Annotated in this window: 10 protein-coding genes; 5 read left to right on the top strand and 5 right to left on the bottom strand. The window is 59.7% G+C overall.

Features of this window, described 5'->3' with window-relative positions; translation table 11 throughout:
- The first annotated feature begins 126 nt into the window (after nt 1–126).
- Nucleotides 127–4,950 (top strand): NAD-glutamate dehydrogenase, encoded by a 4,824-nt coding sequence (locus NH395_RS10280; RefSeq protein WP_253024505.1) that lies wholly within the window; start codon nt 127–129, stop codon nt 4,948–4,950.
- Nucleotides 4,951–5,050: 100 nt separating this feature from the next.
- On the top strand, nt 5,051–6,064 hold the full coding sequence (locus NH395_RS10275; protein ID WP_253024503.1) for a quinone-dependent dihydroorotate dehydrogenase: 1,014 nt from the start codon (nt 5,051–5,053) through the stop codon (nt 6,062–6,064).
- A 71-nt stretch (nt 6,065–6,135) separates the two neighbouring features.
- Here the strand turns inward: NH395_RS10275 and rmf are convergent, their stop codons facing one another.
- On the bottom strand, nt 6,136–6,345 hold the full coding sequence (gene rmf / locus NH395_RS10270) for a ribosome modulation factor (RefSeq protein WP_066317995.1): 210 nt from the start codon (nt 6,343–6,345) through the stop codon (nt 6,136–6,138).
- A gap of 350 nt (nt 6,346–6,695) precedes the next feature.
- Here rmf and rlmKL point away from each other — a divergent pair, with 350 nt between their 5' ends.
- A complete protein-coding gene (rlmKL, locus tag NH395_RS10265; protein WP_253024501.1) occupies nt 6,696–8,888 on the top strand; it encodes a bifunctional 23S rRNA (guanine(2069)-N(7))-methyltransferase RlmK/23S rRNA (guanine(2445)-N(2))-methyltransferase RlmL in 2,193 nt (730 codons plus the stop codon).
- A 19-nt stretch (nt 8,889–8,907) separates the two neighbouring features.
- A complete protein-coding gene (locus NH395_RS10260; protein WP_092825751.1) occupies nt 8,908–9,243 on the top strand; it encodes a glutaredoxin family protein in 336 nt (111 codons plus the stop codon).
- A 21-nt stretch (nt 9,244–9,264) separates the two neighbouring features.
- Here the strand turns inward: NH395_RS10260 and NH395_RS10255 are convergent, their stop codons facing one another.
- Complete coding sequence (locus tag NH395_RS10255; protein WP_066317989.1) at nt 9,265–9,546, bottom strand: hypothetical protein; 282 nt, start codon at nt 9,544–9,546, stop codon at nt 9,265–9,267.
- Nucleotides 9,547–9,641: 95 nt separating this feature from the next.
- Here NH395_RS10255 and pdxB point away from each other — a divergent pair, with 95 nt between their 5' ends.
- Nucleotides 9,642–10,787, top strand: a complete 1,146-nt coding sequence (pdxB, locus tag NH395_RS10250) for a 4-phosphoerythronate dehydrogenase PdxB (protein ID WP_253024499.1) — start codon at nt 9,642–9,644, stop codon at nt 10,785–10,787.
- A gap of 78 nt (nt 10,788–10,865) precedes the next feature.
- On the opposite strand, the gene htpX is transcribed toward pdxB, so the two are convergent.
- The 3 genes from htpX to ylqF form a co-directional block, all read right to left on the bottom strand.
- On the bottom strand, nt 10,866–11,771 hold the full coding sequence (gene htpX / locus NH395_RS10245; protein ID WP_253024497.1) for a protease HtpX: 906 nt from the start codon (nt 11,769–11,771) through the stop codon (nt 10,866–10,868).
- A 138-nt stretch (nt 11,772–11,909) separates the two neighbouring features.
- Entirely contained in the window at nt 11,910–13,157 is a 1,248-nt protein-coding gene (locus tag NH395_RS10240; RefSeq protein WP_066317978.1) for a pyridoxal phosphate-dependent aminotransferase, read from the bottom strand.
- A gap of 58 nt (nt 13,158–13,215) precedes the next feature.
- A complete protein-coding gene (ylqF, locus tag NH395_RS10235; RefSeq protein ID WP_253024495.1) occupies nt 13,216–14,169 on the bottom strand; it encodes a ribosome biogenesis GTPase YlqF in 954 nt (317 codons plus the stop codon).
- Between the last annotated feature and the right edge of the window lie 77 nt (nt 14,170–14,246).

Genomic DNA, 14,246 nt, shown 5'->3' with positions numbered 1-14,246 from the left:
TGAGTAACCAGGCAGGTGGCTAGGGCGATCCCAGCGGGTAGCGTAAGCTAACCTGAGTGATGGCCTAAAGGCCTATTGTCCTTCGTTTTTTTGGCCAGGTGATGGCCCCGGCAGTAGAGGTGATGGATGCATTACGTTGCGATTGAAGAAAGTCGGCAAGATTTATTGAAGCAGCTACAGGAACGTCTGCACGATCGCTTGGAGCCGACCCGCGCCGAGGCCATTGATGCCTTCGCGCGGCACTTCTACGCGACGGTGCCCGTTGAAGACCTGGTTGACCGCCGCCTGGATGACCTTTATGGGGCGACACTGTCGATTTGGCAGTTCCTGCAGCACCACGACCCTCAAAACCCCAAAGTGCGTGTGTTCAACCCCGATTTCGAAGAGCATGGCTGGCAGTCGACCCATACCTTCGTGGCGGTGCTTCACGAGGACATGCCGTTTCTGGTCGATTCGGTGCGGATCGAACTCAACCGTCGCGGCTTAACGGTGCATGCCATTCAAAATGCGGTGTTGGCGGTGAGCCGCGATGCCCAGCACCAGTTGCAAGCCCTTGGTTCGCCCCGTGATGCCAACGCACCCGAGGCGCGTGAATCCCTGGTGGTGATCGAAGTCGATCGCCACACCAATCCTGAGCTGTTGAGCACCATTGAGCACAATCTTCACGAGGTCCTGCGCGATGTGCGTACCGCCGTGGGTGATTTTGATGCCATGTGCGAGCAAATTCGCAGTTCGATTCAGGAGATCGAGAAAAACTGCCCGCCGCAAATCGACCCTGACGACCACGAAGAGGCGATTGCCTTTCTGGAATGGCTGCTCAAGGATAACTTCACCTTCCTTGGCTATGACGAATACCTGCTTGAAGACGGTGAGTTGACCCGCGACCCGGACAGCGTGCTGGGTGTGTTCCGTCTGGATCAGCCGCGCTACTGCGAGCGCATCCGTACCGAAGAGGGTATTGGTGACGACGATAACTATGTGCTGGTGCCGCAGTTGCTGTCGTTTGCCAAGAGCGCTCATCACTCCCGGGTCCATCGTCCCACCTATCCCGATTACATTACCGTCGACCGCTACGACGACGACGGCAACGTCATTGGCGAGCGGCGCTTCTTCGGCCTGTTCACGGCCACGGTGTATAACGAGTCGCCCCGCAATATTCCCCTGCTGCGCCGCAAGCTCAAGGCGGTCATGGATATCGCCGGGTTCAACCCTCAAGGACATAACGGCAAGCAGTTGCTCCAGGTGCTGGAAGTGTATCCCCGCGATGACCTCTTCCAGATGAAAACCGAGGCGCTGGCCAGCACGGCCTTGGGCATTCTGGATATTCGCGAACGCCGTCAGGTGCGGCTGTTCATTCGTGCCGATGTCAGCGGCAAGTTCTATTCGTGCCTGGTTTTCGTCCCGCGGGACGTGTTTTCCACTGACTTGCGTCAACGCATTCAACACCTGCTCTGCGAGGAGTTGGACGCCCGCTTCGGGGACTTCAATACCTACCTGTCTGAGTCGGTACTGGCGCGTATCCAGCTGATCTTGCGCTTCAACGGCGATGAACCCAGCCAATACGATCTGAAACGCCTGGAAAACAAAGTTGCGCGCCTGGCGCGCAGCTGGCGCGATGATTTGCAGGCAGCGATGATCGAAGGGTTCGGCGAAGAGCAGGCCAACAACCTCATGGAGCAATTCCAGGAGGCGTTTTCTGCCAGCTACCGCGAAGACTTTACCGCCCGTACGGCGGTCTTCGATATCCAGCACCTGCTGACCCTGGATAGCGAAAACGACCTGGCGCTGTCACTCTACCGGCCGCTGGAAGAGCAGAGCGGTGGCGTGAATCTCAAGCTGTTTCATCGGGCGTCGCAGATCCCGCTGTCGGATGTGCTGCCGATGATGGAAAACCTTGGCCTGCGGGTCATTGGTGAGCGCCCCTACGACATCAACAGCCCTCAGCAGCGCTACTGGATCCATGATTTTGAGCTGGAGCACAGCGGCGCCGAAATGAGTCTGTCGGAAATGCGCGAAACGTTCAGCGAAGCGTTCAAGCGCATCTGGGTGGGCGAAGCCGATAATGACGCTTTCAACCGCTTGATCATCGGTGCAGGCCTGGACTGGCGGGAAGTGGCCATGCTCCGGGGCTATGCCCGTTATCTGAAGCAGATTCGCTTTGGCATGTCCCAGGATTATATCGCCACCACCCTGGCAAACTATCCCGTGATTACCCAGACGCTGGTCGAGCTTTTCCAGCAGCGCTTCGACCCAGGTCTGGATGAGCACGACACCAGCGACTGCATAGCGCGTATCAATGAGCACCTTGAGGCGGTGGCCAGTCTTAATGACGATCAACTGCTGCGCCGCTTCATGGAGCTTATCCAGGCGACGTTGCGCACCAACTACTACCAGCAAACCGAGAATGGTCGCGCCAAGGACTACATTGCCTACAAGCTTGAGCCTTCCAAGGTCACCGGGATGCCCAAGCCGCGCCCGATGTTTGAGATCTTCGTTTGCTCGCCCCGGGTCGAGGGGGTGCACCTGCGCGGCGGCAAGGTAGCCCGGGGTGGGTTGCGCTGGTCCGACCGTCACGAAGATTTCCGCACGGAAGTGCTGGGGCTTGTGAAAGCACAGCAGGTCAAAAACGCCGTGATCGTGCCGGTGGGCGCGAAAGGCGGCTTCGTCTGCAAGCGCATGCCGGAGAGTGCCGACCGCGAGGCCCAGCAGAAAGAAGGCATTGCCTGCTATCAGCTGTTTATCCGGGCGTTGCTGGATGTCACCGATAACCTTGTGATGGGCGATGTCGTGCCGCCACAACAGGTGGTACGCCACGACGAAGATGACGCCTATCTGGTGGTTGCCGCCGACAAGGGCACCGCGACCTTCTCGGATATTGCCAACGAAATCTCGCTGGAATACGGTCACTGGCTCGGGGATGCCTTCGCGTCCGGCGGGGCCAACGGCTATGACCACAAGAAGATGGGGATCACCGCCCGCGGGGCCTGGGAGTCGGTCAAGCGTCACTTTAAGAACCTGGATATCGATACCCAGCGTGATGAGTTCAGTGTGATCGGCATCGGTGACATGGCAGGCGACGTGTTTGGCAACGGCATGCTGTTGTCCGAGACGATCAAATTGGTGGGGGCCTTCAACCACCTGCATATCTTTGTCGATCCCACACCGGACCCGGCCGCTACCTTTGCCGAACGCCAGCGCTTGTTCAAACTGCCGCGTTCCAGCTGGGAGGATTACGATCAGACATTGATCTCCCAGGGCGGCGGTATTTTCAGCCGCAGCGCGAAATCGATTGTCATTACCCCTGAAATGCAGGCGGTGTTTGGCATTGAGGAGACGCGGCTGTCTCCCAACGAATTGATCCGCGCCATGCTGGTCGCCAAGGTCGACTTGATCTGGAATGGCGGCATCGGTACCTACGTCAAAGGCTCGGAAGAAACCGACGCAGAGGTGGGTGATAAAGCCAACGATTCACTGCGCATCAACGGCAACGACCTCAACTGTCGTGTGGTCGGCGAGGGCGGTAACCTGGGCCTGACGCAACTGGGCCGCATGGAAGCCGCCGCCAAAGGTGTGCGGGTTTACACCGACTTTATCGACAATGCCGGGGGCGTTAACTGCTCCGACCACGAAGTGAATATCAAGATACTGGTCGATGAAGTGGTCAAACGCGGTGACATGACCGACAAGCAGCGCAACCAGTTGCTGGCCGAGATGACCGATGAGGTGTCTGACCTGGTTATTCTGGATAACTACCGTCAGACCCAGGCGCTGGACCTCTCGGCGATTCTTTCCCAGCAGGGAATGGGGCCTTACCGGCGCTTTATCAGCGAACTGGAGTCGGCGGGGCAGATTGATCGGGAACTTGAATTCCTGCCCACCGACGAGGTACTGAAAGAGCGTTCAAGTCAGCAGCAGGGAATGCGCCTGCCAGAGCTCTCGGTGTTGATTTCTTACGCCAAGAGCACGCTGAAAGGCGATCTGATTGCCTCTGAGGTGCCCGATGACCCCTATATCCATCAACACCTCGAGCGGCTGTTCCCGACGGTGCTGACCGAGCGCTACCGGACGGAAATGTATGATCACCGTCTGAAGCGTGAAATCGTCGCCACCCAGGTGGCCAACGACCTTGTCGATCACATGGGCATTGTGTTCGTACGTCGGCTGATGGACTCGACCGGCGCTGGTCGGGCGGACATCGCGCGGGCTTATGTGGTCGCCCGGGATAGCTTCAACCTGCATTCCCTATGGGCCCAGCTGGAAGCGCTGGATAATCAGGTGCCCAACCACGTCCAGTACGCGATGATGCTGGACGTGATGCGCATGGTCCGCCGCGCGACGCGCTGGTTCCTGCGTCAGCACATGGGGCTTTCGACCCAGGACACCATCGAGTACTTCCGGCCGCGCCTGGCGCAGCTTCAGGAAGGCATTGGCGAGCTGTTGAGCGGTGAGGAGCAGGCGGCATGGCAGCAACGCTATGCAGAGCTGCAGTCGGCGGGCGTGCCGGATACGCTGGCCTCGACCGTCGCAGCGGCTCCCAGCCTGTATGCGGGACTGGGCATTATCCAGGCGGCCCGGGCCACCAACGAGAAACCCCAGCGAGTCGCCGAGGTGTTCTACGAGATTGGCAGCCGTCTGGAGCTTCCCTGGATGATTCAGCAGGTCACCCAGCTAGAGGTGCGTGACGCCTGGCAGGCCCAGGCGCGGGAAACCTTCCGCGACGATATCGACCGCCAGCAGCTGGCGCTGACCACCAGCGTACTCAAGCTGGAAGCGGGCAGTCGCGATACCCAGGAGCGGGTTGCCCAGTGGCTGGATCAACATGCGGACCTGCATCGCCGCTGGTGCCGCCTGATCGACGAGGTGCGCGGCGGCAGCGAAGGCGGTTTTGCGCTGTTTGCGGTGGCTATCCGTGAACTGGTTGACCTGGCGGAAAGTGATAGCGAAAGCTAGTCCTGACGCTTTCACGGATGTATCAAGCGCGCCCACTCGGGCGCGCTTTTTAGGTTATACTGGCGCCCGATTTTTGCCTTCCTGCTTCAAGAGACTCGCCATGTACACCCTTGCCCGCTCGCTGTTATTCCGTATCGACCCTGAAGCTTCCCACGGCATGGCGCTTCGGGCTCTGGACGCGCTGCATCGGGTTGGCGGTGTTAAGCGCATGGTGGGCAAACCCGTTGATGACCCGGTCGAGCTGATGGGGCTTTGCTTTCCCAACCGGGTGGGGCTGGCGGCAGGCTTGGACAAGGATGCCGATCATCTCGACGCCCTGGGTGAGCTTGGCTTCGGGTTTATTGAGGTGGGCACCGTCACGCCAGTGGCCCAGCCGGGTAATCAGAAGCCACGCCTGTTTCGTCTTGCCGGACACGAGGCCATCATTAACCGTTTCGGGTTTAATAACCAGGGTGTGGCGCATCTGGTCGCGCAGGTAAAGCAACGTCACTATAGCGGTGTCGTGGGCATTAATATCGGCAAAAACCTGACCACGTCGGTTGACGATGCGTTGGGCGATTACCTGGCCTGCCTGGAAGCGGTTCATGGGGTCGCCGATTATGTGACCGTGAATATTTCGTCACCCAATACCCCTGGGCTGCGCACGCTGCAGTTCGGCGCTCAGTTAGATGACCTACTGGGTCCCATCCGGTCTCGCAGCCTGGCACTGGATGAGCAAACCGGCCGCCGTGTCCCCTTGCTGGTGAAAATCGCCCCGGATATGACTGATGAAGAAGTGGCGTTAGTGGCGAGCAGCATTGAGCGCAACGCCCTTGACGGGGTGATCGCCACCAATACCACCATCTCACGGGAAGCGGTGGCGGGTGACCCTCAGGCCGACGAAGCGGGGGGACTCTCGGGCAAGCCGGTGTTTGAAGCGTCGAACCGTATCATTCGTCTGCTGCGGGCCCGCTTGCCGGATTTGCCGATTATCGGCGTGGGTGGTATCGACAGCGGCGACGCCGCCAGGGCTAAGTGCGATGCTGGCGCGAATCTGGTGCAACTGTATTCCGGACTGATTTATCGTGGGCCAACGCTTGTCAGCGAGTGTGCCGAGGCGTTAAGGAAGCGCTAAAAAGCCCGCTTGATGGAGCGGGCTTATGGGATGTTCAGTAAAACGATGTTTGGTGATTAGGATCGAAAAGGTTAGGTCATTACCGTGGGGTTCTTATGGATGCCGGAGACACCGGTCATGCCATCCCACTGGTCGCCGCGACCTTCACGCCAACCGCTCATCCAGTATTCGCGTAAATTAACCTCTTGACTGGGGCAATCATCACGGGAGCGACCCGTAACGCCCGCTTTGTAGCCATGTACATAAGCCCGCTGGAAGCGATCACGTTTTTGTCGTTTCATTGGCTAACCTCTTTTTATGAAAGCCTTTGAGATGAAATGACGGGTTGCGAGATAGTCGACACCGCTCTATGACCCGCTCCGTCATTCCGAGAGCTAACTTCAAGAGTGAACTGCCATTCCGGCACCGTGGTCTAGCACTCACGTGCTGAACCCACCGGGCGGCTCGCTCGTAGACGCCACAGGTCGTTGAGACGTTCTTCAAGACCCTGGCAGGCAACGCATGCGTTTTCAGTAGCTACTCTCTTATTGTTAGACCATGATGGGGTCACTTGTCGACCATCAAATTGTCATAAGACGTAAACTCATTTGCAATATATAGGAATATCGCGCGGTTACGCGCAGCCATTACCATGACCGAGTCGAGCCAAATTGCCCCCCTAGAGCTGCTGGCAACGTGCCCCAAGGGTATCGAAAGCCTGCTTGCCGACGAACTGACCGCCTTGGGCGCTTCCCCAGGTAAAACCACCGTGGCAGGCGTGTATTTCGCTGCCGATCTGGCCACGGCCTATCGGGTTTGCCTGTGGTCGCGGCTTGCCAACCGTATCATCCTGATCCTGGCCCGCGAGCCGATGATCGAAACCGCTGACCAGTTACGCACTGTGGTGGCGGGCATCGACTGGACGCGGCACTTGGCCCCGGGGCGGACGATGGCGGTGGACTTCCACGGCCGCAGCGACCACATTCGCCACACCCGCTTTGGCGCGCAGACGGTCAAGGATGGTGTGGTTGACGCCTTGCAGTTGGCAGGGCAGGCGCGCCCCACCGTGGATACCAAGACGCCGCACCTGCGCTTATACGCCCACCTGCACCGGGCCAATGCGACCCTGGGTATCGACCTGTCCGGGGAAAGCCTGCACCGGCGTGGTTATCGCCGCGATGTGGGCCACGCGCCCTTGAAAGAAAACCTGGCCGCCGCCCTGCTGGTGCGCGCGGGCTGGCCTGAGCGCGCTAAAGCGGGTGAGCCGCTGATTGACCCCCTGTGCGGCGCGGGGACGCTGTTGATTGAGGCTGGCCTGATGGCGGCCGACCAGGCACCCAACCTGCACCGCGAACGTTTCGGATTTCACGGCTGGGCGGGTCATGATGAGGCCGAGTGGCGAGAGCTCAAGCGAGAAGCTGACGCACGGGCGTCGATTGGTCGCAAGCGTTGTAAAACGTCACTGACCGGCTTTGATGAAAGCCCGGCAGCGCTGTCGGCCGCCAAGGCCAACGCCATGCGCGCGGGTATTCCCGCGCTGATTCATCTGCACGGCCAACGCCTTTCACAGCTGACGCGGCCTGCCGAGCTGACCGCCGAGCAGGGGCTAATGATTACCAACCCGCCCTATGGCGAACGTTTGGGCGAGCTGCCCGAGCTGGTTCAGCTGTATGCTCAATTGGGTGAAAAAGCCAAGGCGCTGTTTCCGGGTTGGACCCTTGCTGTATTTACCGGCAATCCGGACCTGGGGCATCGGCTTGGATTGCGCGCCCACAAGCAGTACGCGCTGAAAAACGGCGCCCTGGACGCCAAGCTGTTATTGATGACCATTGAGCACCGGGCCAGTCGGGGGGAAGAGGACGACAGCGTACCCTCGACGACCGTGCAGGCCGCACCCAAAGGATCCGAGAACGCGCAGATGTTCGCCAACCGGCTGGCAAAGAACCAGAAGCGCCTGAAAAAGTGGCTCAAGCAAAGCGGCGAAAGCTGCTACCGGCTATACGATGCGGATATGCCCGAGTACGCCCTGGCGGTCGATCGCTACGGCGACCATGTGCACGTCCAGGAGTATGCCGCACCGCGTTCGGTGGACCCCTCCCAGGCACAAAAGCGCCTCTTCGATGCGCTGGAGGTCATGCCCGACGCACTGGGTGTCGACCCCAGCAGGATCCATGTTAAACGCCGTGAGCGGCAAACCGGCAACGCCCAGTATCAAAAACGCGATGCCAGCGGCGAACGCTTCGAGGTGCGCGAGGGCGATGCCCGGCTATGGGTCAATCTGCGTGATTATCTGGACACCGGGTTGTTTCTTGACCACCGGCCCGTGCGGCGCATGCTGGGCGAGATGGCCAGCGGCAAGCGCTTCCTGAACCTGTTCTGCTATACCGCCACCGCCACGGTACAGGCCGCCCTGGGCGGTGCCAGCGACAGCGTGAGCGTGGATATGTCCAATACCTACCTGGAGTGGGCGCGGGATAACTTCACGCTCAACAAGCTCGACCCCAGGCTGCATCGGGTGGTGCGCGACGACTGCTTCCGCTGGCTGGAAACCGCCAACGCCGAGTTCGATCTGATTTTCATGGACCCGCCGACGTTCTCCAATTCCAAGAAAATGCGCGATACGCTGGATGTTCAGCGCGATCATCCGCGCTTGGTGGAATTGGCCATGGCGCGGCTGGCACCGGGCGGCACGCTGGTATTTTCCAATAACCAGCGGCGCTTCAAGCTGGATGAGTCGCTTGGCGAGCGCTTCGTGGTCGAGGATATGACTGCGCGCAGCTTTGACCCGGATTTTCAGCGGCGCAGCAATGCACACCAGGTGTTTCTGTTACACCACCGCGGGTAATATTATTTAGGTCTGCAACATGATTCGGCTAACGCTCTACACCACCCAAGGCTGCCATCTTTGCGCTGAACTGGAGGCGCGGGTGGCGGCGTTAACCCGGCAGCCTATTGCGTGGCAACGGGTTGAGGTGGCCGACGATGAAACGCTGCTGGCCCGCTACGGCGAGCGCATTCCCGTGTTGGCGGACGACGCAGGAAACGAACTGGAAGGTGGATACGCGCTCGAGTCCCTGTGCGACTGGCTGCGAGCGCGGGGCTGGCTGGATGAAGCGGCTCTCAGCGATTTAATGTCACCCGCCGAGGTCACTGCGCCGAAAGGGGGATATCAGCGCAACGGGCGGCGTTTTCTGGGGTAAGAGGCGTCAAGTTGATCGGTTTTAGACCGTATCCAGCAGCGAAAGCTGGCGCATGGCTTCCTGGCCTTCGGGCGTGTTGTCAGCCACTTCGAGCACCTTGCGAAAGCCGCGTGAAGCCTGAATGGTGGTTTCATCTTCCAGCCACATATGGGCCTGGGCCAGGGTGTCGGCCAGTTGGTGTTTCAGGCCGCCAAACTGAGTGCCGATCTGTCCCCAGGCGCGGCTGAAGATCCAGTCACCCAGCATGTCCTGGTGAATATGCACCAGCACGTAGTCATGGTCGGTTTCCCAGCGTACGATCAAAACAGTCTCCTTGGCATTCTCTGTAACGCCTCCTTAAACCTGCCTGCAGCAAAAGCGTTGCGGGCGTATTGTAAAGCCCGGATAAGCAAACGCCTATGAAAGTTGTTATCGACGCCCATATTCCAGCCGCCGACGCCTGCTTTGGAGCCTTCGGCACGCTTGAGCGCGTACCCGGTCGCGAGATTGGCGCCGCTGAGGTGGCCGATGCAGATGCGTTGATTGTCCGCTCGGTGACCCAGGTGAATCAGGCGTTACTTGCCAATAGCCGCGTGGGCTTTGTCGGTACCTGTACCATTGGCACCGACCACGTCGACCAGACCTGCCTTGAGGAGCAGGGTATCGGCTTTGCCAGCGCCCCGGGCTGCAATGCCGAGGCGGTCGTCGATTACGTGCTAAGCAGCTTGCTGACGCTCGCCGAGCGCGAGGGGTGGGCACTGAGTGAGCGCAGCGTTGGCGTGGTAGGGGTGGGCAATGTGGGCAGTCGACTGTTTTTACGGTTGAAAGCATTGGGCATATCGGTGCTGGCCTGTGATCCACCTAGGGCCGAGCAGGAAGGCACTCATGGCTTTACTGACCTCGATGAACTCATCGCCCGTTGCGATGTGCTGTGTCTGCATACGCCGTTGGTGGCGTCCGGTGCTCATGCCACCCAGCATCTGCTCAACGCACAGCGAATCAACGAGCTGACGCCGGGCAGCGTGCTGTTGAACGCCGGGCGGGGTGACTGCTTGGACGGCCTGGCACTGCGCAGTCGGCTGGCGGGCCAGGGTGATATCACCGCCGTGCTCGACGTATGGGAACAGGAACCTGCCATCGACGCTAATCTGCACGATCTGGCGACTCTGGCGACGCCCCACATTGCGGGCCATAGCCTGGACGGCAAGCTGCGTGGCAGTTGGATGATCCACCAGGCGTTGGCGGCCCATCTGGGTCAGCCGAGCTCGTTGGGGTTTGACGAACTCTGCCCGCCGCCTGCGCTTAAGCGCCTTACGCTCGAGCAGGCGCTGCCGGTGGAGGATGCGCTCAGACTCTGCGCCCGGGCAGTGTATGACGTGCGCCGTGACCACGACACTCTTCATCGCCAGGTGCGCCAGTCGGGGATGGCAAAAGGCTTTGACCATTGCCGCGCCAACTACCCGCTGCGCCGTGAGTTTGCCACCCTCGAAGTGCAGTTGAAGGGCGCTGCCAGCGTGCTGATTGAGCCACTCAGCGCGGCGGGGTTTCAGGTAAGCGTTGAATAAAAAGCATCATCAGAAATGCTATCTGCAACGTAAAGAGGCCCGCTCAAAGCGGGCCTCTTAGGTGTCTACCTTGGCTGTTTACTGACGATAAGCGGCCTCTTTCAGCGCGCGAATACGGTCATCCAGCGGCGGGTGGCTGGCAAACAGTTTCTCGACCAGCGAGCGCGTCTGGCCTTTGGTAATGGCCATGGCGCGCAGGGTATCTGGCATCTGGTCGGGCATTTCGGTTTCGCCTTTCAGGCGGGCCAGGGCATTGACCATGGCGTTGGTCCCCGCGAGGCGTGCCCCTGCTTCGTCGGCGCGGTATTCGCGAAAGCGGGAGAACCACGCCACGATGGCCGAGGCAGCGATACCGAAGACGATTTCAGCGACCATCACGACAGCGAAATAGCCCATAAAGCCCAGGCCGCCCTCACCATCGCTGCGGCTTTTCAGGAAGCCGTCGATCAGGTGGGCCACGACACGAGCAAAGAACATCACAAAGGTATTCACGACCCCCTGAATCAGGGCCAGGGTGACCATGTCGCCGTTGGCCACGTGGCCGATCTCGTGGGCCAGCACGGCACGGACTTCATCCGGACGCATGCGGTTTAAAAGTCCTGCGGAAACCGCTACCAGGGCATCGTCTTTGTTCCAGCCCGTCGCAAAGGCATTAGATTGTTGTGCCGGGAAGATACCCACTTCGGGCGTCTTGATGCCGGCCTCGCGGGCCAGTTCGGCGACGGTGTCGACCAGCCACCTTTCGGTGTCGTTCGACGGGTTTTCAATGATCACCGTGCCGGTACTGCGTTTGGCCATCCACTTTGAGATGAACAGCGAGATCATTGACCCCGCCATGCCGAAGATAAAACAGAAAATCAGCAAGCCAGTGAAGTTGATGCCTTGGGCGTTGAGGTAGCTTTCCACCCCAAGCAGTCTTAATGTCAGGCTGGCGACCAACAACACCGCTATATTGGTGCCTAAAAACAGCAAAATGCGCATCATGTGGCGGATTCTCCTTAGGATATAACCGTCTTGAGTGTGGCGGCGTTGAACAGAGCGATTGCCGACGAGCCGTGCTGATTTGATTAGATACGTTCAGTGTGCCCGGGTTTCAAGTGCTCGCCCCAAATATCGTGTCTTTTACTGCCGATAGCGGGCGAGAAAGTTCGCAAAGCGGTCCAGCGCATCGCCCAACTGGTCAGCCCATGGCAGTGTGACAATGCGGACGTGGTCGGGCTCTGGCCAGTTGAACGCTGTGCCCTGCACCAGCAGGATTTTCTCTTGTAACAGCAGATCAAGCACCATCTGCTGGTCGTCCTTGATGTTGAACACCTTGGGATCGAGGCGCGGGAACGCATACAGCGCGCCCTTGGGCGTAACGCAGGATACCCCTGGGATGGCATTGAGTTTTTCCACGGTGATATCGCGCTGGGCCAGCAAGCGTCCGCCAGGCAGGATGAGATCATTGATCGACTGGTAGCCGCCTAGAGCCGTTTGAATGGCGTGCTGGGCGGGCACGTTGGCACACAGGCGCATTGAGGCCAGCATGGTCAGTCCCTGAATGAAGTCCTGGGCGTGGAGCTTGGCCAGGGTGCCTGAAATGGTCATCCAGCCCGAGCGAAACCCGGCGCAGCGGTAGCTTTTCGAGAGCCCGTTCATGGTGATGACCAGTTGATCGTCATCCGCCAACGCGCCGGTGGCGGTGTGTTCCACACCGTCGTAGAGAATCTTGTCGTAGATCTCATCGGAGAACACCACCAGGTTGTGCTGTTTGGCGATGTCCAGTACCTCGCGTACCACGGCGGGCGGGTAGACCGCGCCGGTGGGGTTGTTGGGGTTGATCAGCACAATCGCGCGGGTGCGGCTGGTGATCTTGGCACGAATATCGGCCATGTCCGGTGCCCAGTCCGCCTGCTCATCGCACATGTAATGCACTCCGTGGCCACCGGAAAGGTGCGCCGCGGCGGTCCACAGCGGGTAATCAGGGGCGGGGATCAGCAGTTCGTCGCCGTCGTTGAGGAGTGCCTGCATGGCCATGACGATCAACTCGGAAACGCCATTACCAATATAGATATCCTCGATGCCGACGCCGGGAATCTGTTTGCGTTGGCATTCCTGCATGATCGCCTTGCGCGCCGAGTAGAGCCCCTTGGAGTCGCAGTAACCCTGGGCGGTGGGCAGGTTGCGCATCACGTCCTGAAGAATTTCTTCGGGAGCCTCAAAGCCAAAGGGCGCAGGATTGCCAATATTGAGCTTGAGGATTCGCTGGCCTTCTTCTTCCAGGCGTTTGGCGTGGTCGAGCACCGGGCCGCGAATGTCGTAACAGACGTTACTCAGCTTGTGCGATTTTTTAAGCGTGGGAGATTCGTGAGGTTGGGGGGTGTCCATGAGCCGTTATTTCCAAAAAGTGTCCAGTGGCCGCGCGGCATTGCCGGTCGATGCGTCATTATGCGTCGGAATGGGAGGTGCTGTCTTCGTCCTCGTGCACCGGTGGCGGTGGAATATCGTCGGGGGTTTCCAATGTCAGCCTTCCCAGCTTGCCGTCACGCAGTTCGTGCAGCAAGACTTCAGCGCCACGATGCAGGTCAACCGCGCCGCCGGGGCGTAACCCGCCGCGCTTGCCCGCTATTTCCTTGAGGATGGCCTGGCCGTCAAAGCCTGCGATTGCCAAGAAATCAGGCTTTTGCGGACCGTCAGCGTCGACCTCATGGGTGCTGGATGGCGCATAGGGAGGTAGTGCCTTGAGCTTGTAGCGGGCGATCAGCGCATCCGGGTAGCGTCTGGCCAGTTCCGCGCTGGTGATGATCGCCACGTCGGTGTATTCAATCGCGGTATCGCGAATGGCACCGCTTGCCGCCAGTCGATAGGCGCTGGCCTGGTCTTCAATCTTGGGCCATAGCACCCCGGGGGTGTCGACGAGCGCCACGCGGCCGTCGATGCGGACCTTCTGCTGCCGTTTGGTCACCGCTGGCTCGTTGCCGGTTTTGGCGATCTTGCGCCTTGCCAGGCCGTTGATCAGGGTCGACTTACCCACGTTGGGAATGCCCATCACCATAACGCGGACATCGCGGTCAGCGCGCACTGCCCCGGCCAGTTCGTGGCAGAGCTTGGGAATTTTTTTCAGCTCACGGGTATGGGTGGTGGTGACTGCCAGCGCGCGCGTGTCGTCCTGGGCGTCAAAAAACGCGACCCATTCGGCGGTGCGTTCCGGGTCGGCCAGGTCCGCACGGGAGAGAATCTTGAGCACCGGCTTGTGGCGAGTCAGCTCGGCAAGCATAGGGTTGGCGCTGGAGTAGGGTAGCCGCGCATCGAGCACTTCGATGACCACGTCGATTTCCGGCAACGCCTCCTGGATCTGGCGGCGGGCCTTGTTCATATGTCCGGGGAACCAGCCGAGCATGGGTTTCTCCTGCAAATTGCTAATGCGGTGCATCTTAACAGAAGGTGTTGAGCAAAAGGGTTGTCGTCAACGTTAGC

It is taken from the genome of Halomonas sp. Mc5H-6 (assembly GCF_024124705.1).
GTDB lineage: Bacteria > Pseudomonadota > Gammaproteobacteria > Pseudomonadales > Halomonadaceae > Vreelandella > Vreelandella subterranea.
The sequence above is the reverse complement of the archived record's forward strand: the minus strand, read 5'-3'. Positions and strand labels throughout refer to the sequence as shown.